The organism is Arthrobacter sp. zg-Y238, assembly GCF_024385525.1.
GTDB classification, from domain to species: domain Bacteria; phylum Actinomycetota; class Actinomycetes; order Actinomycetales; family Micrococcaceae; genus Arthrobacter_B; species Arthrobacter_B jinronghuae.
The window spans coordinates 542,654-565,768 of the sequence record NZ_JANFLU010000011.1; the positions used below are offsets into that span (position 1 = coordinate 542,654).

Sequence of the window (23,115 nt, forward strand, 5' to 3'; positions counted from 1 at the left end):
TACCGCCGTTGGGGGACGGTGGAACATGGTCAAGTTATGCTGCATATGGCCGAACAACGATAATTCAGAGGTTGTTGCGACCAAACTTTTGGAGCGTCCTTGAGCGGATTGCTCAGGGTGCTAGAGCGGATTATTTCCATCTCTCCGGCTCAACCAGAATCTGAAGAGCTGAGATAACAACAGTATGCGGTGTGACCCTGTTCGTTCCGCTTCGATGGCGCCACTTTCAACTTCTATGTCCGGAGGTCCGGGGCCAGACCGATCGCGAGCCCGGTCGCTAGGCTGGGCTCCAGATACGGAGTTAACTCCCTACGTCCCAGCGCCAAGGGCCCGGGCTGGGATGCAGAGTGGATACGCCGAGCGATCCACCCTCCGTCATACATGGGCACGATGGAGGGTGGATCTGAAGGTTTGCTTGCAACTGATTCCTGCTCGCGACTGCACCGCCCCGTCCAGGCTTAGAAGCGTAGCCAAAACACCTGCAGATACTATGGTGGTCTCTCCGCCGCCAACGGATGATACTGATTAGACCGTTGGTAAGGAGGTCAATCACGCCGAAGCCTGCGGTCGCAAAACCCGTTGGGCAGGTATAAACGCTTTCGGTTTTCCCGCAGATTGGTTTCAGTATTTAGGAGCGCACTTTACTGTTGCCTTTCCGGGATGGATGGCTTCTGAATCCATAGCTCCTGCTCAGTAGCGCAACCACCAGGACAAGCATCTGTCACTCCTCGCAGAGCGGAACCCCGGGGGACGGACGCACCACAGGTACCTCGACCCGGAACGTGGTGCCGGCCCCCAGCGTCGAGCTGAAAGAAATCCGCCCGCCGTGGGCTTCCACAATCGACTTGGTGATCACCAGGCCCAAGCCGACCCCGGGGATGGCAGCCTTCTTGACTTGGCCGGTGCGGAAGAACTTGGTGAACACGTCCCGTTGGTCGGCCTCGCTCATGCCGATACCGGTGTCCTCCACCTCCAAAACCAGGTTCCCGTCCTCCCTCCGGGAGCGGACGGTGACCTTGCCGCCGTCGGGGGAGTACTTGATGGCGTTGGAGAGCAGGTTGTCCAGTACCTGGGAGATCCGGTCCGGATCCACCGAGGCACGCAGCTCCGCTTCGCAGTCGCACTCCAGGTCCACACCGATGGCGGTGGCGCGGGGCCGTGCGGAGTCCAGAGCAACGCGCACCAGTTCGGCGACATCGGTTTCGGAGCGCTGCAGGTGCATGGTTCCGGAGGCCGTGGTCAGCAGATCCGCCACCAGCAGCAGCAGCCGCTCCGCGTTGCGCTGCGCCACCTCCAGGGCGTTCACGAGGTGCCCGGGAAGACGGGAGGTCTCTTCGTCGTCGACCACAAGGTCGAGGTAGCCAATGATCGAGGTCAGCGGGGTCCGCAGTTCGTGGGAGACACTGGAGACAAAGTCCTCCCGGGCGTTGAGTGCATTGACCATCTCCGTGACATCGCTGTAGGCCAGCACAGACCCGGCGAATTCTCCCTGTTCGTGCATGGCGCGGGCACAGACGGCGAGGGCGCGCTGCCGTTCCCCGGTTCCCACCCAGACAATGACGTCCGAAAATGATTCCTCGCGCATAGCCCGCTGCGAAGGCCTTTCCGCCGCAGACACGGGGGTGATCTGGTCCAGACCGTAAATCCGGGCGTCGCTGCCCGTGTCAGCTCCATCGGTGAGGCCGGCCAACGCATGGTTGATCCGCTGGCGGCTGTTCATCAGGATGGTCCGGCCTTCCGCGTCCACCGCCATCACGCCCACATCGACAGTTTCCAGCACGGCGTCCAGCAGCTGGGAGCGGCGGTGCGTTTCCCCCAGGCTGGCCTGCAGCTCGGACTCGATCGCCACAAGCCGTTTCTGCTGGGCGGTAGTATCCGATTCCATCGTCGAGATCACTACGCCGATACCCAGCATGACGAACGGGATCAGAAGCGGGGCCAGCAACTCGTCCAGAGCGGGGATGCCGCCTACCTGCGTGAACAGCGGAGCCCATAGCAGCAGTGTGGTGCAGACGTAACCGAGTATCCACGCCCTGCGCGGTGCCGCACCAGACCAGGCCATCCAGAAAACGGGGAAGACTGCGAGGAAACTCAGCCCGATCACCGAGTCGCGGCCCTCGTAATAAAGACCGCCCACAACGGCGAAGTCCAGCACAGGAATACACCAGTAAGCCAACGGTGAATACCGTTCCCACGGGACCACCACGCATGCCGCTGTCAAAGCGGCAAGAAGCACCGTCGCAAATCGAAAGCCGAGGCTGTCCAATACGGCCGGAGCCACCGCCGCAGTAATCACCAGCGCCACAACAACGGCAATCAGCAGCGGCAGTTGACTCACCAGCAGCCTCCGGCGAAGACTCAGTTCGTTGAACTGCAGTTTCATACCCGTCAGGGTGGCCACTTGGGCTTTGAGACTGGACATAAAAACGGAACCCCCGGATTCCCATAGTGGTACGTCAGATTATAGGGGGGAAGCTGTAAGATACCGGGTAAGGGGAGCGGGGAATCAGAAGGTCTCGCAGGACAGGAAAAAATAGAACATGGAAATTCAACGTGTAGCCGTCATTATTGAGGACGATGCCGATATTCGCGATCTTCTTAACGCGGTTCTGCAGCAGTCAGGTTTTAAGGTTTATACCGCTCCGAACGGCTCCGAAGGAGTTGAAGCGGTTCGGCTGCACAATCCCACCGTGGTCACGTTGGACCTGGGCCTTCCGGACATTGACGGGTTTGAGGTGATCCGGCAGCTGCGGCAGTTCAGCGATGCCTACATTGTTATGCTCACTGCCCGTGCCGAAGAGCTTGACACCCTGATGGGGCTTGAAGCCGGCGCGGATGATTACATCACCAAGCCGTTCCGGCCCCGGGAACTGCGGGCCCGGATTTCAGCCATGCTCCGCCGTCCCCGCGGGGAGTCAGCCGGCGACGCCGAGACCGTTTCCGTTGATGCTCCTTCATCCAGCGTCCAGGGAACCGGAGCCCCCGCGGTGCAGGCCCCGGCCCCCGCAGCTGCTGCAGGCACGCTTGCCCACAACGGGCTGACCCTGAACCCGGGTACGCGCACCACTGAAATCCACGGCAAGGGCGTAGAGCTCACCCGCACCGAGTTCGACCTGCTGCAGGCCCTCCTGGAGGGCGGCCGCCTGGTGCGGACCAAGACGGACCTGGTCCGGCGGCTGCGGGGCGAGGAATACGACACCGGATCCTTCATCAGTGACGCGGATGAGCGGACCGTGGAAGTGCACGTGGGTAACCTGCGCCGCAAACTCGGGGACGATTCGAAGGCACCGCGCTGGCTCGAAACCGTACGCGGCGTCGGCTACCGTCTGGCTCCGCAGGCCTGATCCGCCGCTAAACGCCCGCGGGAACGCCCGCAGGGAGCTCGACGGTAAAGCTGGTGCCGCAGCCCAGAGTGCTCTCCACCCGGATGCTGCCCCCGTGCGCCTCGGCGATGTCTTTGCTGATGGCCATGCCGAGCCCGACGCCGGGGATGCCCGCCTGCCGAACGGTGCCGGTGCGGAAGAACTTCTCGAAGACATCATGCACGTCATCCGCGGACATACCCATGCCGGTATCTGCCACACGGAACACCGCACGGTCCCCTTCGCGCCACGCGCTCACCGTGACCGTGCCGCCGTCGGGGGAGTACTTGACGGCGTTGGAAAGCAGGTTGTCCAGGACCTGCGCAATACGGTGCGGGTCCGCGAACATCGGCAGCTCTGCCGGGGCATCGTTGACCAGGTCGACGCCGGCCTCCCGGGCCCTGGTCCCCGCAGCGCGGAGGCTGGTGCGGATGATCTCTGCCAGGCACATGGGCCGGGATTCCAGCTGGACCGTGCCCGAGGCTGCGGTGAGCAGGTCCGACACCAGGCGGAGCAGCCGCTCGCTGTTGCGCAGCGCCACCCGCAGTGAGCCTGGAATGGAGCCCTGCAACCCGGTCTCTTCTGCCTCGTCCAGGGCCAGGTCCAGGTAACCCATGATCGACGTCAGCGGGGTGCGCAGTTCGTGCGAGACGCTGGCCACGAAGTCGTCCTTTGCAGCCAGCGCACCAACCATGGCCGTGACATCCGCGAAAACAATCACCGCACCGTTGAAGCCGCCGTCGTCATTGCGCAGCACGGCCCCGGAGACGTTCATGGCCATCTGGCTGCCGGGCGGGCCCAGCCACAACTGTAGGTCGCTGAAGTCTGCGCCGCGTAGGGCGCGGGCAACGGGACGCTGTTCGAGGGGTACGGGAGTAGTGCGGTCAACTGTGTAGAGGAACAGATCGCGTTCATGCGGGTGGACCGTGCCCGGGGGCAGCGCCCGTTCCTGCAGCATGCGCTGGCGGCGGTTCATATGCCGTGGCACGCCGTCCTCGTCCACCAGGAGGACACCGACGTTGATGGCGTTCAGCACCCCGTCGAGTTGCCGGGATTGCCGCTTGCTCTCCGCCAGCGCGGCCTCGAGCAGCCGGTCCTTGTTCTCCAGAGTCTCGCGCTGGGAACGGATGTCTTCGCGCAGCACGGACACGGTGATCGCGACGCCCAGGCTCACCAGTGGAACGAGCAGAGGGGCGGAGAGATCCGCGCCGCTGACCGGACCGGACATGCCGAGGATGAACGGGTGCCATACGGACAGCAGGGGGCAGAAGAAGCTCAGGTACCGGGCGGCGGGCGGCGAGACGCGGGACCAGGACATCCAGAACACGGGGAAAACGTGGAGCAGGCTCAGCCCGGTAAGAATGCCGGCACTGCCGTGCTGGAGTTGGGCGATGGCCACGAAGTCAAGCAGCGGGATGATCCAGTAGGACGGATACCAGAACCGGTTCCAGGGAAGAGCAATGCACACGGTGGTGACAACGGCCAGCGTGACCAGGCCTGCCACGAATTCCCGCCGCTGGAAGACCTCCGGCAATTGCCAGGCGGCAACGGCGCAGATCAGCGCCACAACGACGACGAGCGGCGCCTGGCTCACGGCGGTCCGGTACCGCAGCGGCAGTTCATGAAATTGGGACGAAATGCCAAATAATTTCAGCGTCGACTGCGACAACCGCGACACGCGTGACCCCCTCGTAAGACACAACAGGGTCTAACGATACCGGGGGTATGTCGCTGCCGTGACCGCGCTCACGATGGAGCTCCGGCGGCCGGGATGGGAAGGCCGGGACTTATGCGGCGGAAAAGAGGTCTGACTGGTTCAAATAAGCCATGGTTTCGGCACCGCAGGCGCGGACAGCAGTCACCATTTCGTCGAGTCCACGCACATCGCGGCGTGCTACGAGGTCCTGTGCCGCGGCGCCCAGGGCGGATAGCCGTTCGGCCCCGGCCATGTGGCTGGAAATCTTGATGCTGAGGACCACATCCATGGCGGCGTCGAAGTCCCGGCCCTGCACCGCCTGGTGAAGGCGGGTGAACCGGCCTTCCCACATGGAAGTGAAGTTGGAGACGAACCGGCGGCAGGATTCTACGCCGACCTGGTCGCTGAGTTCCCGCAGCCTGTCCATGGAGATCAGCCGCGCCTCGAGTTCTTCCTGAGGCGTCATCAGCTGGCGCTCCGGCGGTGACGGGCAGCGGCGTTCTGCGTCCGCGGCCCTGCCTGTGCAGCGGAGGGCGGGCTCGTTGGCCATACCGGTGGGGGCTGCGGGGGAGTGGGAGACAAACAAAATATCCTTCGGTGTGGGGTCGCCGTCGGGCGTTGGGAGCCTGATGGAAGCCAGCCGAATACTCCCGGCTGATGTCCCACGGTCTCACCCGAACCTCAGGAAAAGTTGCCTGCAACGCTCAAGATCGAGGCAATATTGGAGGCCTGATTGCAGGCATGGCGTTAATCGTCTTTCCGGCTGCGGGCGGCGTAGACCACTAACGTGCCGAGCACCACGCCCAGGGAATTGGCGATGACGTCGTAGACCGTGGCGTAGCGCGCCGGCAGGAACACATGCTGCCCGGCTTCGATGGCGCAGGAGGCGGCCATGCCGACGACGGCGGCCAGCCAGGCGAAACGTGCGGTGAGGTACGCAGCGGCCAGGACGCCGAAGGGAACAAACAGGACCACGTTCGCGACGGACTCCACGAGGGCGTAGTTGACCCAGACGGGCACGCCGTGGCTGTGCAGGGCCGTCAGGACGGCGCGGAGGGTGCCGGCCGATCCGGCGTCCACCGGGGAGGGCCAGAACGCGATGAACCCCACCGCCCCTATATAGAGGAGGAAGAGCCCGGCCAGCAGCCGCCGTCGTCGTCTATCCCGGATGACCAGGTTCACCGGTAGCGGCGCTCCCAGGCGAGCAGCTCATCCACGGCCGGGGTGAGCTCGCGGACCATCTGCTGGTAGACGGCGTCGCTGCGGCGGTAGGGGTCCACTACGTCATCTTCTTCCGGTCCCGCCGGGTGCGCGCTGCGCAGCCGCAGCGCCCGGGACATGGCGGCCTGCCAGCGCTCGGCGGCGGGGGCGTCGGGATCGGCGTCCACCAGGGGGAGCAGGCGGGCCAGCTCGCGCAGCGTGAAGGTGCGCCGCAGCAATCCCGGCGCCAGTTCCACCACCTTGCTCCGGTGCCCCCGGGTCAGGGCCAGCACCAGGTCCTGCCCCTGGAGGATCTCCGCAGTGAGCTGCCGTGAGGTGAACCCTGAGGAGTCGCCGCCGAAGATATTCACGAACCCGGCCACGTGCGGCTCGATGCCCGAGCCCACCAGTGCGCCGGTGCCGGCACTGGTGATTTCGAATTCGCCGGGGGCCAGGCTGTCCAGGCCGGCCTGGAGCAGACGCTCGGCCATGGGGGAGCGGCAGATATTGCCGGTGCAGACGGTCAGGATGCGGAACGGGGCAGTGGTGGTTCTCATGTCCTCAAGCTTCGAATAGGGCTGGTTTCCGGGCCGGAGCCGGCCGGATGCGCTGGTTTTGAGGTTACCTTGTGTGGCGCTTGAGCTTTGCCGGAATGTTTCACGAACCCTGTGTTTGGGTGGCGTTGTTTCTTGAGGAGCGGGCGGCAAAGTAATACCCAGCGGCAAGGAAAACCTTCCAAAGCCAAACGGGTTACACGGAACAAGGGGACATGATGAACAAGATGGCTAAAGGCGCACTGGCAATCGGTATCGGCTCGGCACTGCTGCTCGGCGGCGGCGGAACCCTGGCCGTCTGGAACGACACGGAGACCTCCGCTTCGGGCACCATCACCGCTGGTGACCTCAACCTGGCTAACACCACCGACGGTGCCGGGAAGTGGACAAATGCCAAGAACGAAGAGGTGAACATCAACACCTACAAGGTCGTACCCGGTGATGTGCTGACCTACACGCAGAAGATGCAGATGACGCTTGCCGGCGAGACGATGCAGGCAAAGCTGACCATGACCGGCGGCAACATCATCAAGAGCACTTTTGGCAGTGAAGTGGACGTGGTTCCGCCTACCATCACGAAGGCGGATAACACGGAAATCAAGGCCGATACCGTCCTCACGAAGGACGACTCGGGAGTAGTCACCGCAAAGGCGACGTTCATCTTCAAGAATGTAGCGAACAGCAACGCAGCAAAGAATGCCAGTGCGTCTTTCGACGCCGTGCAGTTCAGGCTTGACCAGATGGCTCCGGGCACCACCAAGTAACGCCGGCTAACGCCACCTTGTTCCAATCCCTGGCTGTGCGCGGTGCACACGCTCCGCGCACAGCCTGTTCCCCCCTGAAAGCGGATCATGAAGAGCACAGTGAAAGCGGCAGGTCTGATCCTCTCCGCCGTCGTGCTTGGTCTGATGACGGTCCAGGGAACCTACGCATTATGGAATGCGACGGCAACGTCCACTCCCGGCACCGTCCAGGCCGCAGATTTCAAAATCCTGGTCAACGGCACGGAAATGACTACAGGCCCTACGGAGATCAAATTCCCCCAGGTCCTCGTCAAGGGCAAAAGCGCGTACGCCCAGATAACCGTTCAGAACGCTGTCAACGTCACTCAGGAATCACCCTTGGCGCTCAAACTGGATGCCTTGGTCTACGCACCGGTTGATAATTTCGGCGGGAACCTTACCGCGAAAACCGCCGTTCTACAGCCTGGCCACACGTGTGAATCGATGCCGGCAAATTCATATGCCGCCGTTTCAGCACCCGCAGCAGCTCACTCAGTGACTCTTCCTCGGCAGGCGGCACAGACAATCTGCGTCCAGGCAAGCTTGACCGCAAATACCCCCGCTGCCCTGATGGGCAAAGAAATCAAGATCAATACAAACCTCACTGTGGCGCAGGTTGCGCCAGCCGCGAAGTAGTGGATAGGACAAACCATGAGTGGTCGCAGGAAAGCAGAAGCCCCCGCCAGCCCCCTGGGCTTTCTTGGTGCCGGGCTGAGCTACGTTGCCCTCTGCCTCGCCGCTTTGGCCGCCCTCGTTTTGGTGGCGGTACCGCTGCTTACCGGATCGCAGACCTACAGCGTCCTGACCAGCTCCATGGCTCCTAAGTACGCTCCGGGCACCTTCCTGGTGGTCAAGCCTGTCCCCTTCGAAGAACTCCGGGTGGGAGACGTCATCACCTACCAGATCGAGTCCGGCAGCCCCGCCGTCATCACTCACCGCATTACGGCGATCAGCCCCTCCCAGTCCGGCGAAATCACCTTTATCACCAAGGGAGACAACAACGACGTCGAGGACGACCTGCCCGTCCGCGAGGTGCAGGTCCGCGGCAAGCTCTTCTACGCCGTGCCGTACGTGGGCTTCGTGGCCAACGCCCTGGGTAACTCCGACCGCGGTGCAGCTCTCCAGTGGGGCGCCGTTGCCCTGATGGGGTACGGAGTCATCTCCCTGGTCCGCGGCTCACTTGCCAAGCGGCGCGAGAACGGTTCCCAGGACGATTCCCAAGACCCGTCCCGGAACGGCGACGGCCCGGGCGAAGGCGGCTACGGGGATGACGCCGAGTCCACGGACGACGACCAGCCCGAGTACGCCGACCCGCTGGAGTACGACGATCCCATCCTCACCGACTGCGACTGTGACACTCCCGCAAGGCACCGCCACTCGATGAGTTACCGAACGCCCGCAGGCGTTTGATGAAAAAACCAACCAAGGGGGCCCGGCAGCTGCTGGGAGCGTCCGCCGTGCTCACGCTGGCCGGCACCGTATCCCTCGCTGGTGCCCCGAGCGCCGGGGCAGCTGATAATTACCTTGAATTCAGCGCGGACGGCAACCGTTACAGTCCCACCATGCAAGGGCCGCTGTTCGACGAATCCGTGACCTACATTCCCGGAACCGGGCAGGCCGCTACGGTCTGGATCCGGAACAACAGCGCCGATCCGGCCCGGTTGAGTACCGCTGCCGTCATGGTGCGATCTGATCCCGAGCTGACCGGGTACCTCGGCCTGGCCGCCGGACCGAATTCATCTCTTTCCGGACGGGTGGCGCTCGGAAGCCCCGGTAGCTGCCTGGACGTACCCGCCACCTGGAACCTGGGCGCAGGGGAAGAGGTTGCGCTGACCTTCGCCGTCGACATGTCCCTTGACGCCCCCAACTCCACGCGAAACCGGGAGGCGGAATTCGACCTGCTCTTCTACCTCGAGTCGACGGAGGCCGAACTAGCGGCACGGCCGGCGTGCGACGTTCTCAACGGCGGAACGGATGGCGACATGCCTGGCAACGGCGGACCCGAAGAGAACGGAACCGCGAACGGCGGATCCGGCATAGGCGGAAGCAACGAACGTCCCCCGGCAGGCGGCGCCCCCTCGGACGCCGGCGGGGCGGCTCCGGTACCGGGCTCACTGGTTGCCCTGCCCGGCAGCGGCACATCTCCCGGCGGTCCGCAGGCCGTCCCGGCGGGAGCGGTAACGGACCGTCCTGCCGTCCGGACTCCGAACGGCACGGATTCGCCGGGCCGGACTGCAGAGCCCCAGGTCTTGGACGCCCGGGTCCAGAGCACGGTGGAACCGGTGATCCGGTCACTGTCCGGTACGCTCCTGATAGCAATGTCGGTGGCCTTCACGGCGGCCGTGGTTCTTCGGGTCTGGAGTAGAAGATATGTGTGACAAGCAGTTGGGGGCTGCTCCTGAGGCGGGAACTGAGCCGGTGAAGGGTTCCGGTTGGTTTGCTCGTCTGCGCGCCCAGCCGGGCTTCCGCGCGGCAGCGGTGGCCTTCGTTCTGACCGTGATCCTGGGCGTCGGCGGGCCGGCGGCGTATGCCTACTGGACCCAGTCGACCGCGGTGACCGTTACCGGGACAACTGCACCTCCAGTGACTCCTGTTCCTAAGGGCGTCAAATGCCAGCCCTCTCCGGTCCGGATCACCTGGCCGGCTGCCGCAGGCGCCGATCCGGAGGTCCGCTACATCGTGTCGCTTAACGCGGAGGCCGTGGGCCTTTCTGCTGTTTACGCCCTACCCGCGGGCACCACGACCATTGATCCCTGGACGGTGTACGCCGCGCACACCGGCGGTGCGGCTCCCCGTTCGATGAGTACAACAATCAAGGTGACGGCCACCGTACGCTCGGCCATTGTTCAGCCGTACGTTTCCGCCTCGATGGTCAAAGTTGCGGACACCGATTTACGGTATGTATCAGCTCCGAGCGAGACCGTGAAAATGAATGTTGCGGTGTCGACGCTGAGCCTCACCTGCGGCTAGGCCCCTAACGCCCCTCCCCGTCCTGATAGACATCGGGAATGCCGTCCTGGTCATCGTCGCGCCGGTCCTCCGCCTCGATCAGGCGGTAGCGCCGGTTCCGAGCCGTCAGCAGGGCTGAAGCCAGCAGGGCCGACAACACCGAGGCCACGAGGATGCCGACCTTCGCGTCGTCGTTGTGCAGCGAACCGACCTCGAAGCTCAGGTCATTGACCAGCAGGGAAACGGTGAAGCCGATCCCGCCCAGAATGCCGATTCCTGCCAGATCAATCCAGCGCACATCCGCGTCAAGCTTTGCGCGCGTGCCTGTGGTCACGGCCCAGGTGGTGAACAGGATGCCGATGGGCTTACCGACAACGAGGCCCAGGATGATTCCGATCGCCACCGGGTCCGTAACCGCAGCACCCATGCCGCTCCAGCCGCCCAGGGCCACGCCGGCGGAAAAGAAGGCGAAGATCGGAACGGCAAAGCCCGTGGAGACAGGCCGGAAACGGTGCTCAAAGATCTCAGAGAGGCCGGGGGCCTCCGGGTTGGCGGGCAGTTTCTGCCGGTCCGGACCGCGGCGCAGCACCGGAACCGCAAAGCCCAGCAGCACCCCCGCCACGGTGGCGTGGACGCCGGAGGCATGCATCAGCGCCCAAACGGCGATACCAAGGGGCAGCAGGATCACCCAGGCGGCCCAGGCGCGGGTGCCGAAGAAGCGCGGGACACGCTGGACCAGCAACGTGAACGCGGCCAGCGGCAGCAGCATCCACAGCAGGTAGCCCGGGTGCACGTCTTCGGAGTAGAAGAAGGCAATGATGGCGATGGCGATGAGGTCATCCACCACAGCGAGGGTCAGCAGGAAGATGCGCAGCGCGCTGGGCAGGTGCGAACTGATGACCGCCAGGACGGCCAGGGCGAAGGCAATATCGGTGGCGGTGGGGATGGCCCAGCCGCGCAGGCCGTCCGAACCGGCAATAAGGTTGACGGCTACGTAGACAAGGGCGGGGACAATGACACCGCCCACCGCGGCCGCGATGGGTACGATCGCCTGCTTCAGGTCCCTCAGGTCACCGGCAATGAATTCCTTCTTCAGCTCCAGGCCGACCAGGAAGAAGAAGATGGCCAGCAGCCCGTCGGCCGCCCAGGCGCCGATGCTCAGCTTGAGGTGCCACGGCTCGTAACCGAATTCAAAGTCGCGCACGGCGAAGTAAGTGTCTGCAGCCGGAGAGTTCGCCCAAATAAGGGCAGCCACCGTAGCGATCAGCAGCAGAATGCCGCCCACGGTTTCCTTGCGGAGAATCTCGCTGATGCGAAGCGTTTCGCCGTAGCTGCCCCTGCTCAGAACAGTGCGTGCGCCGCTGGGCTTGGGGGAGGAGGGATCAGAGGCCATGAAGGATTCCTATCAAATTCGGGTACGGCAAAGTTATTGCCGACCAGACTTCCCGGCGCACCGTGTACCAGTCTAACTGCATCAGGCTGGCAGCGTGTGATGCAGGCCGCCCCGGCAGCAGAACGCCCCGGCAGGAAACTGCCGGGGCGTGCGTCACCAGGGGTGTTCAGCCGATCAGGCCGCGGACACCGATAACGAGGGTGGCCAGTCCGAAGACCATGGCCGTGCTGATCTTCATGAGATTCGTGGTCATGTACCGGGTGGGCGCACCCTTGTCGTCCCGAGCCTCCGGGGACTTCAGGACGTTCCGCAGATACGGCGGCCAGACGATGAGGGACCAGAGGCCGGCAATCACCAGGACCAGTGCGAGGGGAGTGGAGAGGACCATGGGTTAGCTCTTCCGGCTTTCAATCCACTTGCCGGCCTGGCCCGCCTGGATCGTGAGGGCCTTGCCGATCATCGGTTCGGCGGCTTTGGCGATCTTGTCGCCCAGGAACGGAATGCTGGAGGCCACCTTGCCGTCAACATCGACGCGGGTGCCCTCGGGGGTGCTGACCAGCCGCTGCACGGCGTTGACCTTCAGCGGCACCCCGCCCACGGACAGTTCCACGGCAGCTTCACGGGATCCGTCGGCAGCCGGTGCGGCCCACTGCTCTTTCTGGGTCACGGTCAGGGTGGCACCCACAAACTTCTTCGCCATGTCCGGCAACCGGTCTGTGGGCATCGTCCGCACAGCGGTGAGGACAAATGCCCCGGCGGTGTCACCGTCCACGGAAGCGGAAACCAGGGAGCCGCCCACGTGCTCGCTCATGCTGCGCAGGAACCCCTCGTCGGCGAACGTGTCCGTCACGGTCCGTACGTCGTAGGGCAGGATAGTTGATGCGTTCAGGGCCATAGGTCCTCCGTAAGGTGAGCGGTATTGCCGGATTCCGCGGGCTCGTACAGCCCGCCGGCCAGCCAACCCTCATCCTAAACCGCACGCACAGCTGCCCCGAAACCGGGGCCGGGGAGTCCCGGACGGGTCAGGGCACCAGATTGATGCAACCTACCGGGTCTCCCGCCGCCCCGCCCTGCCCCGCATCGAGGATGAGGAGGGACTCGGCGTCGTCGTCCGCCAGCGTCCACTGAACCGTGGTGCTCGCGGTGGCGTTTCCCGCCGCGTCGGTAGTGAAGTCCAGGGCGAGGCCGCCGGAGCCGCTCTCGTACTCCGCGCCGGAGTCCGCTGGATCTGCTCCGCAGCCGTCCTCATGCAGCCGGGCGCTGTAGGTGGTGTTGGCAGCGAAGCTCTGCGCCTGGAGCTGCACAGTGGTGTCCTCCTGGCTTTCCTCCACGCTGACAATGGCGACGGAGTCATCCGGGATCAGGGCAGTGCTGTAGGTGGTCGCGACGGCGTCGTCGCAGTACGGGCCGAAGGTCCCCTCGATGATCCCGCCCGGCGTCGGGGACGCAGTGAATTTTCCGCAGCGATCGGGGTTGGCAGTGATGCCGGGAACGCCGGCGGCCTGGCAGTTTTCTCCGCTGGCGTTCGGGGAACCGGTGCCGCAGGGCGAAGGGCTGGAAGACGAAGCTGACGAAGTGGAACCTTCGGGATCGTTGTAGCCGTCGCCGTCGGGGTTGCCCGCGCAGCCGGTGAAGGCCAGCGCGAAGACCGCGCATCCCGTGGCCAGAAGGGTCGCTTTGCGTGCCATGGGGCAATCCTTACGTTGTCGAAAGGCGAATCCGGCGAATGGGAGACAGCCGTCTTCGGGTGGCCCGTGCTTTTCCAGCGTGGCAGGCGCCCCGGGGAAAATCCAGATCCAGCGGCGCTGCAGGCGGGTGTAACGGCTTCCCGGCTTTCGTGCGTTTTCCGCTCTCAGCGCGAGCGCCGGACCGCTGTCCCGGCAGCAGGTAATGTGGAAGAAAACCCCGGGGTTCCGTTTGTGGACTTCGGGTATTTGCGTTGCCATCATGAAGGAGAAAACACCCCATGAGCCTGAACGGACTGCGTGCCGCCCTCGCTGAGGACCCCTCGTACGCAAGGGTGCGGACCCTCTCCTCCCGGCCGCCCGCAGGCCGCAGCGAAGACCTGCAGATCGGGGCTCCGCAGGGCATGCGTGCTGCCCTGCTGGCTGAAATCGTGGACGGGCTGGCCGCGGCGGGAACCGGCGACGGCATTCCGCCGGTGGTGCTGGCCATGACGGCGACGGGACGCGAGGCGGAGGACCTGGCGGCCGCCCTGCGCAGCTATCTTCCCCTGGCCGGCATCGAAGAATTCCCCAGCTGGGAAACCCTGCCGCACGAGCGGCTCTCCCCGCGCTCGGATACCGTCGGACGGCGCCTGTCGGTGCTCCGCCGTCTGGCGCACCCGGAAACCGCTCCGGTGCAGATTGTGGTTGCCCCGGTGCGCGCCGTGGTCCAGCCGCTGGTTGCCGGACTGGGCGAACTCAAGCCGGTGGCGCTGAAGGTCGGCCAGGAACAGCCCTTCGACTCCGTGGTGCAGGCGCTGTCAGAGGCCGCCTATGCGCGGGTGGACATGGTCTCCCACCGCGGCGAATTCGCCGTTCGAGGCGGCATCCTTGACGTTTTCCCGCCCACCGAGGACCACCCCATCCGCATCGACTTCTTCGGCGACGAAGTGGATTCCATGCGCTGGTTCGCGGTCGCAGACCAGCGGACCCTCACCGGGGAGCACATCACCCACCCCTCCGAGCTCTACGCCCCGCCCTGCCGCGAAATCCTGATCACGCCGTCGGTGATGAGCCGCGCCGCCAAGCTCAAGGACCAGATGCCGGCAGCCTCGGACATGCTGGAAAAGATTGCCGGCGGCATTGCCGTGGAAGGCATGGAATCCCTGGCTCCGGTACTGGTGGACTCCATGGTCCCGCTGATGGGCGAGCTGCCCCGTGGATCCATTGCCGTGGTCATCGAGCCGGAGAAGGTCCGGGCCCGTGCCCACGACCTCGCCGCCACCAACGAGGAGTTCCTGGCCGCAGCCTGGGCCACGGCGTCCGACGGCGGTGCGGCGCCCCTGGACCTTTCCGCCGGGCTGGCCTCGGACCTGGACGCCGCAAGCTTCCGTTCCCTGGCTGATACGCGCACTGCCGCGCACGCCAATGACGTGGCCTGGTGGTCCATCACGTCCTTCAACCCCGACGACGAAACCGTCCTGGACATCGACACCCTGACCATCAATGCCCGTGAACCGCGCGGCTACCGGGGCGACGTAGCGGAAATGATGGAGTTCATCGGCAGCCGTGTCCGGGACGCCTGGCGCGTGGTGGTGGTGACCGAGGGGCCGGGTCCGGCCTCCCGCCTGGCCGAACTGTTCCGGGAGAACGACATTCCCGCAGCGCTGGTGGAATCCCTGGACGAGGAACCGCGCCCCGGCGTCATCGCCATCACCACGGCCAGCGCCGGCCGGGGGTATGTCTTTGACACCCTCAAGACCGGCCTGCTGACCGAAGCGGACCTGCTCGGCCGAGCCAGCACCTACTCCACCCGCGACATGCGCAAGATGCCCTCCAAGCGGCGCAACGCCGTCGACCCCCTGCAGCTGCAGGAGGGCGACTTCGTGGTGCACGAGCAGCACGGCGTGGGCAAGTTCATTGAACTCATCCAGCGCGCCACCGGTGCCGGCACCAACAAGACAGTGCGCGAGTACATGGTGCTTGAATACGCGTCCTCCAAGCGCGGGGCGCCGGGGGACCGGCTGTTCGTCCCCACCGACCAGCTGGACCAGATCACCCGGTACGTGGGCGGTGAAACCCCTGTCCTGTCCAAGATGGGCGGCTCCGACTGGGCCAAGACCAAGAGCCGGGCACGCAAGGCGGTCAAGGAGATCGCCGGGGAGCTGATCCGGCTCTACTCCGCCCGGATGGCGTCCAAGGGCCATGCCTTCGCAGCGGACACCCCGTGGCAGCGTGAACTTGAGGAAGCCTTCCCCTATGTCGAGACCCCGGATCAGCTGACCACTATCAACGAGGTCAAGGCGGACATGGAGCGGGAAGTGCCCATGGACCGGCTGGTCTCCGGCGATGTGGGCTACGGCAAAACCGAGATCGCGGTGCGTGCAGCGTTCAAGGCCGTGCAGGACGGCAAGCAGGTAGCAGTGCTGGTGCCCACCACCCTGCTGGCCCAGCAGCATATGGAGACCTTCGCCGAACGCTTCTCCGGCTTCCCGGTCCGGGTGGATTCGCTCTCGCGCTTCCAGACCGCCAAGCAGGCCAAGGCAACCATCGAGGACGTCAAAACCGGCTCGGTCGACGTCGTCATCGGCACCCACCGCCTGCTGTCCCAGGAGGTCCAGTTCAAGGACCTGGGCCTGGTGATCGTGGATGAGGAGCAGCGCTTCGGCGTCGAACACAAGGAAGCGCTGAAGAAGATGCGCACCAACGTGGACGTGCTGGCCATGAGCGCCACCCCGATTCCCCGCACCTTGGAAATGTCCCTCACTGGAATCCGTGAGACGTCCACCCTGGCCACCCCGCCGGAGGAACGCCATCCGGTGCTCACCTATGTGGGTCCGTACACGGACAAGCAGGCCTCCGCCGCCATCCGCCGTGAACTCATGCGCGAGGGCCAGGTGTTCTTTGTCCACAACCGGGTGTCCTCGATTGACCGGACAGCCGCGCATCTGCGGGAACTCGTGCCGGAGGCGCGGATCGCCGTCGCCCACGGCCAGATGAGCGAGTCCAAGCTTGAGCAGATCATCGTGGATTTCTGGGAGAAGCGCTTCGACGTGCTGGTTTGCACCACCATCATCGAAACGGGCCTGGACATCTCCAATGCCAACACCCTGATCGTGGACCGTGCGGACCATTTCGGGCTTTCACAGCTGCACCAGCTGCGCGGCCGGGTGGGCCGCGGCCGGGAGCGGGCGTACGCCTACTTCCTGTACCCGTCGGAGAAGCCGCTGGGCGAGGTGGCGCTGGAACGGTTGAAGGCCGTGGCCACGCACAACGAGCTGGGGGCCGGCATGCAGCTGGCGATGAAGGACCTGGAGATCCGCGGTGCCGGCAACCTGTTGGGCGGGGAACAGTCCGGCCACATTGCCGGCGTCGGCTTTGACCTGTACATCCGGCTGGTGGGCGAAGCCGTGGCCGATTACCGGGGCGAGGCCGAGGAGAAGGCGGCCGAAATGAAGATCGAGCTGCCGGTCAACGCCCATCTCCCGCACGACTACGTTCCGGGGGAGAGGCTGCGGCTGGAGGCCTACCGCAAGCTGGCGTCAGCGCTCACCAACGAGGCGATCGACGAAGTGCTGGCCGAACTGGTGGACCGTTACGGCGAGCCCCCGCAGGAAGTGAAGAACCTGATCGATGTTGCCCGCTTCCGGGTGGATGCACGTGCCGCCGGCCTGACCGACGTCGCGCTGCAGGGCAACTTCATCAAGTTCGCACCGGCGGACCTGCCCGAATCGCGGACCATGCGGCTGCAGCGGATGTATCCCGGGGCGCTCGTGAAGCCGGCGCTGAACGCCGTGCTGGTACCGAAACCGAAGACCGCCCGGATCGGCGGCAGGGATCTGGTAGACGCCGAAATCCTGGCCTGGGCCAAGCAGGTGCTCGATGCCGTGTTCAAGGAGTAAGTCGGAGGCTAGCCGGTCACCGCAATGACGAAGACCGCTGCGGCGGCCACTACGCAGGAGGTCAGTACCGAGTAACCGACGAGGACGATGCGCTGCTGCAGGGCCCGGTTCCGGCGCCACTGCCTGCGGGTCATGGTAGTAGTCATAAACCGAATCTAGGGACGGTACGGCACCGCGGCGAAGAGTAGGACACACCTGCTTAGCCCCGGCGACTACTCAGTTAAACAGTGATGCACCCCAGCCCGCGGGCTGGGGTGCATCACTGTTTACGCAGGAAGACTACTCGTTGTGCGAGTAACCCTTGGCCAACTCCGTGGTGGTGTCGGAACGGCCGATGCTGAACGCAACGAGGTACATGCCGGTGGCGGCGACCAGCAGAATGGCCATCGGCCACACGTTGTCCAGGGTCAGCCAGTTCACCGCGTAGATGGCGCCGAGGAAGATGGCGAACATCACGGCAAAGATGAGGATGTTGCTGACCAGATGGCCCTCGCCTGAGTGTGAAGGCTGCTTTGACCGTGTTCCAACCATGAAGTTCTCCGTTTCAAAAAGTGTCAGTAGCTATGCCGGTCAGTAGTCCGACGTGGCTTTGCTTCCATTAACAATAGCGATTCCGGAGCTCGCTCCGATACGCGTGGCGCCGGCGTCGATCATTGCCTGTGCATCTTCGAGCGAACGGACGCCGCCGGAAGCCTTGACTCCGAGGTTCGGGCCGACTGTGCGGCGCATCAGGGCAACGTCTTCGGCGGTGGCTCCGCCGCCGTTGAAACCGGTGGAGGTCTTCACGAAGTCGGCTCCGGCTTCGACGGAAGCCTCGCAGGCCAGGACCTTCTGCTCATCATTGAGCAGGGAGGTTTCGATGATGACCTTGAGGATGCCGCCGGCGGCGTGCACGGCGTCGGCTACAGCTGCGATGTCGCGGACCAGGGCTGCACGGTCTCCGCGCCGGGCTGCGGCGATGTCGATGACCATGTCGATCTCATCGGCGCCGTCCTGAAGCGCGCCCTGGGCTTCGAAGACCTTCACCTCGGTGGTGGTGGCTCCCAGCGGGAAGCCGATAACCGAGCAGGTGAGCACTCCGCTGCCCTTCAGGGCGTTGCGGACGGTGCCGACCCAGATCGGGTTTACGCAGACGGACTTGAACTGGTACTCAGCGGCTTCGGAGCAGACCTTGAGGATGTCGTCGCGGCTGGCCTCGGGCTTGAGGAGCGTGTGATCAATATACGAGGCAATGGGTGTAGACATGGGATCTATCTTGCCACAGGGCAGTGCGCCTCCGTGGCCGAGATCACGGAGGTGGGGGTGGGTGCGGGGCTGACCCGCCTGGCCCTGCGTCGGGAACGGCAAAGGCCCGGACGCCCCGCGTCGTAGCGGTTCATCCGGGCCTTTGCACAAAATCTTTAGTCGCTCTTAGGCCAAATGCCGAAAACGGATACACCCGTTGACTGCTTGACTACGGCGTCCGAACCCGCTGCCGAGAGAGGTGCGGCCGATGCCGGCACAGCCACGCCCGCGCCGGTTATAACAGCTGCCAGCAGCACTGCTGCACCAAGCTTTTTCATGTTAGCTCCTAATAAGAGGTGTGTGCTGAACAATTCAGACCCTTGGAGTATAGCTATATAAGTTCCGCAGAGAAGTACAAGATGTTTTGCGTATCGGGAATCCTGAGCAAAACTTGTGTCCACGTCTTCCGCAGTCAGGCATCGTAACCTTTCCGGTGGCATGGCAGGGTACAGTCAGAATGCGGTTCGCGGTCATAACCGAACGAATACTGTGAGAAGGTGTCGAGATTTTGGATAACAATGCAGTATTCATTCTGAATGAATACCGTGCCCAGCAAGCACAGGAGCGACGTGACTACGTTGCCGCTATCGCGCACTCGTGGACGGCCGCAGAAGCCGCATCTGAGAGTGGCGACGCGTGGGGATTCTGTCGGATGGCATTTCAAGCAGGACAGCTCCAGTTGAATTTCGGCTTCACTGAGGATGCCGTAGCCACCTGTCGGCAGTTGCTCGAGTCCGAGGCTGTGAAGGACTACCCTGAATTTGAATCCCGCACGAGGGTGCTGTTGGCGCGGATACTGCACGACGATGGACAAATGCAAGAAGCCTTGGCGGTAGCACGAGAAGCGTCTCGAAGACCGGCGAAGGAACTTTCCCTCGACGGGCGGAGACGAGTCCAGCAGGTGTTGGTCGCGTCGCTGGCAGATGAAGGCGACACCGAGGCCGCGTGGGCAGAAACAGCCCACTTGGTCGCCATGCTGGATGGAGTAACCAGTGCACGGACCATCGGGATGACGTATTGGACCGTCAGCAACGTGGCTTTTATGTCTTCACGAATTGACGAAGGCTTGAAAAACCAACGCCTAGCAGCGGAGGCCCTATCACGGCTGGATGACGTAAATCTCTGGGCGCAGTTCAATAAGGCAACCGCCCACGTACGGTTGGTGGCCGGACTGGCTGGGGGTGAAACCGCAGAGTTTCTCGAGCGTGCTGAGGTAGCCTTTGCCGTCGCGGGTGGAAGTGAAGTGGATTTATATGAAATGCGAATCACCCGAGCTTGGTTTGAGCTCATGTCCGGCAATGAAGGCGTAGCCGAAGGGCTCCTGTGCTCTCTTGCAAAAGAACTCGCTGGTCCCTACCCGTTTCTGCATGCACGGACATTACTCATTTTGGCGCAGTGCCTGGACGGCACTGGTCGCCAAGACGAGGCATCGGAATGCGCCCTGCAATGTGAACGTATTTTTAGCGAACTCGGAGCAGACGTTTATGCGTCCGAATCGCGGGAGCTCATTGACACTATTCAATTAGGGGTCTCATAATCGCTAGTCACCGCAAAAGAGTTTCGGTTCCGAACGCTCGACAGATGAGCGTCGAACGGCGCACACTACAGGCAGGGCTATCGGGTCGATGCGGTGACTCCAAAACGTCCGGTACGGTAAGGCACATCCGCTGCATCGCGATCCTGCGCGGCGACTTGGGGGAAGCTATGGAACAACACACAGCGACGCATCACACCAGCACGGTGACGCTTAGCGGCGCACCGATGCAGCAGCGAATCGCCCCGGTTTCAGGCTCCGATCCTGGGATGGAGGTCGAGTTTCCGCAGCCGATCCCGGAAGCACGGGTGGGACTCGCCCCGGACGGCGGGCACATGGTGCTTGTGCTTCCTCCCGGAGAGGTAATCACTGGCTCCATGGCGGCAGTGGCAGCAGAGAAAATAGACCGTCTTGCGGCTCCGCGACGCCTACCGCTGCTGCTGACCCTGACCGGCGTCGATTCCATTTCCCGTAGTGCGCGCGACGTCTTTAGCGCTGCCCGTTCATTGGCAGCGGTTGCCGTCATTGGGGTTTCCCCGGTGGACCGAGTGATTGCCAACTTCCTGCTTGGCGGTGAGGTTCAGCCCTGTCCCACCCGGTATTTCAGTCGTGAGAGCGACGCCCTGGAATGGTTGAAGCGGTACGCCGCGTGACCATACCGAAGAACGGTGAACGGTCAGGGGACCCACGCCTGGACCGGATCGTTGAAGGCATTGTCCGTATCGCCGCCGGAAACCTGGCGAACCGGATACCTGTCTCGCCGGCACGGGACCAGGTTGATGCCGTCAGCACGGGCATTAACCTCCTGGCAGCGGAACTGGACGACATGTACCAGGACATGGAGCAGCGGGTTGAGTCCCGCACACTGGAACTCCGCGAAGCACACCAACAGGTGCAGCGAATGGCGCTTTCGGATCCGCTCACCGGACTGAGCAACCGGATTGACTTGATGCAGCAGGTGGAGCGGGCTCTGACGGACTGGCACGGTGGGGAATCCGCACCTGGCGTGCTGATGATTGATCTCGATGGTTTCAAGGAAATCAACGACGGCTTTGGGCACAAAGCCGGGGATCTGGTGCTGCAGGAAGTAGCGGTCCGGCTGGTCGCCTCGGTGCCGGAGGGAAGCGTTGTAGCGCGGCTCGGCGGCGACGAATTCGCCGTCCTGCTCCCTGAGGTTGCGCGGTTATCGGCACTCGCGGCCGCGGAAGGGATCCAGGCTGCTTTGGGCGTTCGGACCGTTGTTGAGGGACTGGACGTCTGGCCCCGTGCGAGCATCGGCGTGCACCTGGCCGAAGCTGGGCAATCCGCCGAGGACCTGCTGCTCCGGGCAGACACGGCCATGTACGAGGCGAAGGAAAACGGCCCCGGCCTGGTGCGGCTATTCGAACCGGTAATGCTCTACGCCCGCCAACTGCGGCGGGAAATGGCCGCTGACCTGCGCAAGGCCGTTGAACGCAGCGAGTTTCGATTGGTCTACCAGCCCGTCGTTGACCTGGTCAGCGGGCAAATGCAGGGTGTGGAGGTTTTCCTGCGGTGGGAACATCCCACCCAGGGACTGGTCATGCCGGACGTCTTCATTCCATTGGCGGAGGAAAGCGGGGCCATCCTAGGGATCGGCCGCTGGGTGCTGCGGTCTGCCCTGGAGCAATTGTCTGTGTGGCGTGCGGCGGGTCAGGACCAGAACGGCTTCCATATCCGGGTGAATGTCTCCCCGTCCCAGCTGCACAGCATGGACCTTGTCGACTACGTCCGGGCGCAGCTGCGGGAAACCGGCGCCGCGCCCGAGGATCTCACTCTGGAGATCACCGAGAGCGCCTTCGTGGGCAGCGGGGAAGTAGAGACCTATTCCTTGCGGGCATTGAAAGCCCTGGGCGTCCGCTTGGAAATTGACGATTTCGGCACGGGCTATTCCTCCATCAGCTACCTGCGGCGCCTGCCGGTGGACACAGTCAAGGTGGACCGGGCGCTGATCGCCGAAATCAGCCGCGACGAAGGGCAGCTGCAGTTCGTGGACGCCGTCCATAGGCTTATCCAGGCCGCCGGAATGGAAGCCGTCTTCGAAGGGATAGAGACCCTGCAGCAGGCTGAACTGCTGCAGGACATGGGCTGCTGCAGCGGCCAGGGCTACTATTTCAGCCGGCCGCTCACGGCCGAGCAGGTGGGGACGCTCCTGGCCAGCGGCAGCCGCCTGCCGCTGGCCACGGCACTGCTGGCCTAACCGAACGCAGGAAGCTCAGTTCCGGACCCGGTACCGCAGGAACACGACGCCGTTGGCGAACCGCTTCTCCTCCAGCAGCTCCAGATCCAGCCGCAAACCGTCCGGCAGGAACCGTTTCCCGCCGCCGACAATCACGGGGGAGAGCAGCTGCTGCAGCTCGTCAACCAGTCCCGCCTGCAGCGCCTGGCCGGCGAGGTTCGCTCCGCCCACGGACACGTCGCCGTCGGACTTCTCCACGAGTGCCCGCACGGCAGCGGGACGAAACTCCCGTTCCAGCCGCGTACGCGGCGCGGTGAGGTCGGTGAGGGTGCGGGAGAAGACCACCTTGTCCGCCGCCTGCCAGATCCGCGCGTAATCGTGGATGGCAGGCGGCTCGTCCTCAGCGGGAACGGTGTCCCAGTAAGCCATCACCTCATACAGCTGCCGGCCCAACAGGTGCGTGTGTACGTCGCGCTCCAGCCCGTTGACGAAGGAGTGGACCTCTTCATCGGGCATGCTCCAGTCAAAGGACCCGGACTCGTCCGCTATGTACCCGTCGAGCGAAGTGATGCTGGTGTAGATCAGCCGTCCCATGCCG

At 64.0% G+C, this 23,115-nt stretch carries 24 protein-coding genes; 10 read left to right on the plus strand and 14 right to left on the minus strand.

Features of this window, described 5'->3' with window-relative positions; genetic code table 11:
• Nucleotides 1-721: 721 nt before the first annotated feature.
• Nucleotides 722-2,383: a cell wall metabolism sensor histidine kinase WalK gene (locus tag NNX38_RS14230; RefSeq protein WP_255798586.1), complete on the minus strand. Its 1,662-nt coding sequence runs from the start codon at nt 2,381-2,383 to the stop codon at nt 722-724.
• Nucleotides 2,384-2,540: 157 nt separating this feature from the next.
• On the opposite strand from NNX38_RS14230, the gene NNX38_RS14235 reads away from it, so the two are divergent.
• A complete protein-coding gene (locus tag NNX38_RS14235) occupies nt 2,541-3,344 on the plus strand; it encodes a response regulator transcription factor (protein WP_255798587.1) in 804 nt (267 codons plus the stop codon).
• Between the two features lie 7 nt (nt 3,345-3,351).
• Here the strand turns inward: NNX38_RS14235 and NNX38_RS14240 are convergent, their stop codons facing one another.
• From NNX38_RS14240 to NNX38_RS14255, 4 genes are all read right to left on the minus strand, one after another.
• On the minus strand, nt 3,352-4,956 hold the full coding sequence (locus NNX38_RS14240; RefSeq protein ID WP_255798588.1) for a sensor histidine kinase: 1,605 nt from the start codon (nt 4,954-4,956) through the stop codon (nt 3,352-3,354).
• Between the two features lie 193 nt (nt 4,957-5,149).
• Nucleotides 5,150-5,644 carry an Hpt domain-containing protein gene (locus tag NNX38_RS14245; RefSeq protein ID WP_255798589.1) on the minus strand — a complete coding sequence of 165 codons (495 nt, stop codon included), beginning with the start codon at nt 5,642-5,644 and terminating at the stop codon, nt 5,150-5,152.
• Between the two features lie 161 nt (nt 5,645-5,805).
• A complete protein-coding gene (locus tag NNX38_RS14250) occupies nt 5,806-6,240 on the minus strand; it encodes a VanZ family protein (RefSeq protein WP_255798590.1) in 435 nt (144 codons plus the stop codon).
• Nucleotides 6,237-6,815, minus strand: a complete 579-nt coding sequence (locus NNX38_RS14255) for a low molecular weight phosphatase family protein (RefSeq protein ID WP_255798591.1) — start codon at nt 6,813-6,815, stop codon at nt 6,237-6,239. The genes NNX38_RS14250 and NNX38_RS14255 overlap by 4 nt, the downstream gene beginning before the upstream one ends.
• A 215-nt stretch (nt 6,816-7,030) precedes the next feature.
• On the opposite strand from NNX38_RS14255, the gene NNX38_RS14260 reads away from it, so the two are divergent.
• The 5 genes from NNX38_RS14260 (at nt 7,031) to NNX38_RS14280 (ending at nt 10,564) form a co-directional block, all read left to right on the plus strand.
• Entirely contained in the window at nt 7,031-7,576 is a 546-nt protein-coding gene (locus NNX38_RS14260; protein ID WP_255798592.1) for an alternate-type signal peptide domain-containing protein, read from the plus strand.
• Between the two features lie 87 nt (nt 7,577-7,663).
• Entirely contained in the window at nt 7,664-8,230 is a 567-nt protein-coding gene (locus NNX38_RS14265) for a SipW-dependent-type signal peptide-containing protein (protein ID WP_255798593.1), read from the plus strand.
• 15 nt (nt 8,231-8,245) lie between these two features.
• Nucleotides 8,246-9,004: a signal peptidase I gene (locus NNX38_RS14270; RefSeq protein ID WP_255798594.1), complete on the plus strand. Its 759-nt coding sequence runs from the start codon at nt 8,246-8,248 to the stop codon at nt 9,002-9,004.
• Nucleotides 9,004-9,972, plus strand: a complete 969-nt coding sequence (locus NNX38_RS14275; protein WP_255798595.1) for a hypothetical protein — start codon at nt 9,004-9,006, stop codon at nt 9,970-9,972. Before NNX38_RS14270 ends, NNX38_RS14275 begins: the two co-directional genes overlap by 1 nt.
• Before the next feature lie 40 nt (nt 9,973-10,012).
• Complete coding sequence (locus NNX38_RS14280; RefSeq protein ID WP_255798596.1) at nt 10,013-10,564, plus strand: hypothetical protein; 552 nt, start codon at nt 10,013-10,015, stop codon at nt 10,562-10,564.
• A 4-nt stretch (nt 10,565-10,568) separates the two neighbouring features.
• Here NNX38_RS14280 and nhaA read toward each other — a convergent pair whose 3' ends face one another.
• The 4 genes from nhaA to NNX38_RS14300 all read right to left on the minus strand — a co-directional run bounded on the left by nhaA (nt 10,569) and on the right by NNX38_RS14300 (nt 13,624).
• Nucleotides 10,569-11,936 (minus strand): Na+/H+ antiporter NhaA, encoded by a 1,368-nt coding sequence (gene nhaA, locus NNX38_RS14285; protein ID WP_255798597.1) that lies wholly within the window; start codon nt 11,934-11,936, stop codon nt 10,569-10,571.
• A 166-nt stretch (nt 11,937-12,102) separates the two neighbouring features.
• Complete coding sequence (locus NNX38_RS14290) at nt 12,103-12,324, minus strand: SCO4848 family membrane protein (protein WP_255798598.1); 222 nt, start codon at nt 12,322-12,324, stop codon at nt 12,103-12,105.
• Nucleotides 12,325-12,327: 3 nt separating this feature from the next.
• Entirely contained in the window at nt 12,328-12,831 is a 504-nt protein-coding gene (locus NNX38_RS14295; protein WP_229952412.1) for a DUF2505 domain-containing protein, read from the minus strand.
• 127 nt (nt 12,832-12,958) lie between these two features.
• Nucleotides 12,959-13,624, minus strand: a complete 666-nt coding sequence (locus NNX38_RS14300; protein WP_255798599.1) for a hypothetical protein — start codon at nt 13,622-13,624, stop codon at nt 12,959-12,961.
• Nucleotides 13,625-13,902: 278 nt separating this feature from the next.
• Between NNX38_RS14300 and mfd the strand changes: the two genes are divergently transcribed.
• Nucleotides 13,903-17,502 (plus strand): transcription-repair coupling factor, encoded by a 3,600-nt coding sequence (gene mfd / locus NNX38_RS14305; protein ID WP_255798600.1) that lies wholly within the window; start codon nt 13,903-13,905, stop codon nt 17,500-17,502.
• An 8-nt stretch (nt 17,503-17,510) separates the two neighbouring features.
• Here mfd and NNX38_RS14310 read toward each other — a convergent pair whose 3' ends face one another.
• The 4 genes from NNX38_RS14310 to NNX38_RS14325 all read right to left on the minus strand — a co-directional run bounded on the left by NNX38_RS14310 (nt 17,511) and on the right by NNX38_RS14325 (nt 19,064).
• Nucleotides 17,511-17,648 (minus strand): hypothetical protein, encoded by a 138-nt coding sequence (locus NNX38_RS14310; RefSeq protein ID WP_255798601.1) that lies wholly within the window; start codon nt 17,646-17,648, stop codon nt 17,511-17,513.
• Between the two features lie 133 nt (nt 17,649-17,781).
• Nucleotides 17,782-18,033: a hypothetical protein gene (locus NNX38_RS14315; RefSeq protein WP_146363517.1), complete on the minus strand. Its 252-nt coding sequence runs from the start codon at nt 18,031-18,033 to the stop codon at nt 17,782-17,784.
• A 39-nt stretch (nt 18,034-18,072) separates the two neighbouring features.
• Nucleotides 18,073-18,747, minus strand: coding sequence for a deoxyribose-phosphate aldolase (deoC, locus tag NNX38_RS14320; RefSeq protein WP_255798602.1), 675 nt, complete (start codon nt 18,745-18,747; stop codon nt 18,073-18,075).
• Nucleotides 18,748-18,902: 155 nt separating this feature from the next.
• Nucleotides 18,903-19,064 (minus strand): hypothetical protein, encoded by a 162-nt coding sequence (locus NNX38_RS14325; RefSeq protein ID WP_255798603.1) that lies wholly within the window; start codon nt 19,062-19,064, stop codon nt 18,903-18,905.
• Nucleotides 19,065-19,294: 230 nt separating this feature from the next.
• Here NNX38_RS14325 and NNX38_RS14330 point away from each other — a divergent pair, with 230 nt between their 5' ends.
• The 3 genes from NNX38_RS14330 to NNX38_RS14340 all read left to right on the plus strand — a co-directional run bounded on the left by NNX38_RS14330 (nt 19,295) and on the right by NNX38_RS14340 (nt 22,538).
• Nucleotides 19,295-20,323 carry a hypothetical protein gene (locus NNX38_RS14330; RefSeq protein ID WP_255798604.1) on the plus strand — a complete coding sequence of 343 codons (1,029 nt, stop codon included), beginning with the start codon at nt 19,295-19,297 and terminating at the stop codon, nt 20,321-20,323.
• Between the two features lie 167 nt (nt 20,324-20,490).
• The gene (locus NNX38_RS14335; RefSeq protein ID WP_255798605.1) at nt 20,491-20,973 is read left to right on the plus strand and encodes a hypothetical protein; all 483 of its coding nucleotides are present in this window, start codon (nt 20,491-20,493) and stop codon (nt 20,971-20,973) included.
• Nucleotides 20,970-22,538, plus strand: coding sequence for an EAL domain-containing protein (locus tag NNX38_RS14340; RefSeq protein WP_255798606.1), 1,569 nt, complete (start codon nt 20,970-20,972; stop codon nt 22,536-22,538). The genes NNX38_RS14335 and NNX38_RS14340 overlap by 4 nt, the downstream gene beginning before the upstream one ends.
• Nucleotides 22,539-22,553: 15 nt before the next feature.
• Here NNX38_RS14340 and NNX38_RS14345 read toward each other — a convergent pair whose 3' ends face one another.
• The gene (locus NNX38_RS14345) at nt 22,554-23,111 is read right to left on the minus strand and encodes a dihydrofolate reductase family protein (RefSeq protein WP_255798607.1); all 558 of its coding nucleotides are present in this window, start codon (nt 23,109-23,111) and stop codon (nt 22,554-22,556) included.
• Nucleotides 23,112-23,115 lie beyond the last annotated feature (4 nt).